This is a genomic window from Phytohabitans sp. LZ39, assembly GCF_059359075.1.
Genome location: NZ_JCADBM010000060.1, coordinates 1 through 1,048, shown reverse-complemented (window position 1 = coordinate 1,048; position 1,048 = coordinate 1). Strand labels below are relative to the sequence as shown.

Below are 1,048 nucleotides of genomic sequence, written 5' to 3'. Positions count from 1 at the left end.
GGTGACCTTGCCGGGTCGGGCCGGGCTGTGAACGCGTACGACGTGATGCCGTACGAGTTGGCCAAGGTGATCGGGGCCGCGCTGCCCTTCGTCGAGATGGCCCTCGGTGTGCTGCTGCTGGTGGGTTTGGCCACCCGGCTGGCCGCCGGTGTTTCGGCGGGGCTGTTGGTGGTCTTCGTCGCGGGTATCGCTCAGGCGTGGGCGCGTGGCCTCCAGATCGACTGTGGCTGTTTTGGCAGTGGTGGTCAGCTTGGCGCCGGTCAGAGCCCCACCTATGGTCCGGAGATCCTGCGTGATCTGGGGTTCCTGGCGCTCGCCGGGTTCCTGTTGGTCTGGCCCCTCACCCGTTTGTCCATCGATAGCTGGCTGGAGAAGAAATGAGTACCAGGGTCGGGCAGAAGCAGGCCTCGCGTATGGTGCGTGATCAGATCGCCCGGGAAAAGCGGCGTTCGCGCACGTTGTGGACGTCGGTCGCCGCGGTGGCCGTGTTGGTCATCGCGGGGCTGATCGGTTGGGGTGTGGTGGCGAGCCAGGATTCCGGCAGCTACGTCGCGCCGGCCGGTGCGGTGGAAAACGGCACCGGCATCAAGGTCGGCTCCGGACCGGTGCGGATCGACATCTACGAAGACTTCATCTGCCCGGCGTGTGGGCAGTTCGAGAAGCAGACCGGCGCCACCCTGGACCAGCTTGTTTCCGAGGGCAAGGTCTCGGTGGTGTACCACCCGTTGGCGTTCCTGGATCGGGCGTCCTCGACGCAGTATTCCACGCGGGCGTCGGCGGCTTCCGGGGCGGCGGCGCAGGGCGGTAAGTTCCGGGAGTACGTCAAGGCGCTTTTCGCGCAGCAGCCGGCCGAGGGCAGTGCCGGTCTCAGTGACGACCAGCTGATCCAGATCGGCCGGTCGGTGGGCCTCGGAGACGCCTTCGCCCAGGCGGTACGGGACGGGAAGTACAAGCCGTGGACGGCACACGTGACCGACGAGGCCAGCGGGGACGGCGTCACCGGCACGCCCACCGTGCGGGTGGGCGGCAAGGACGTCCAGCCCACCAC

2 protein-coding genes are annotated in these 1,048 nt (G+C 67.7%); both read left to right on the top strand.

Going from position 1 to position 1,048, the window contains the following annotated elements:
* Positions 1–381, top strand: a 381-nt coding sequence (locus tag AC5L36_RS45330) for a MauE/DoxX family redox-associated membrane protein (RefSeq protein WP_441225313.1), incomplete at its 5' end; no start/stop codon positions are given.
* On the top strand, positions 378–1,048 hold a 671-nt coding region (locus AC5L36_RS45325; protein WP_441225311.1), incomplete at its 3' end, for a DsbA family protein. The genes AC5L36_RS45330 and AC5L36_RS45325, both read left to right, overlap by 4 nt.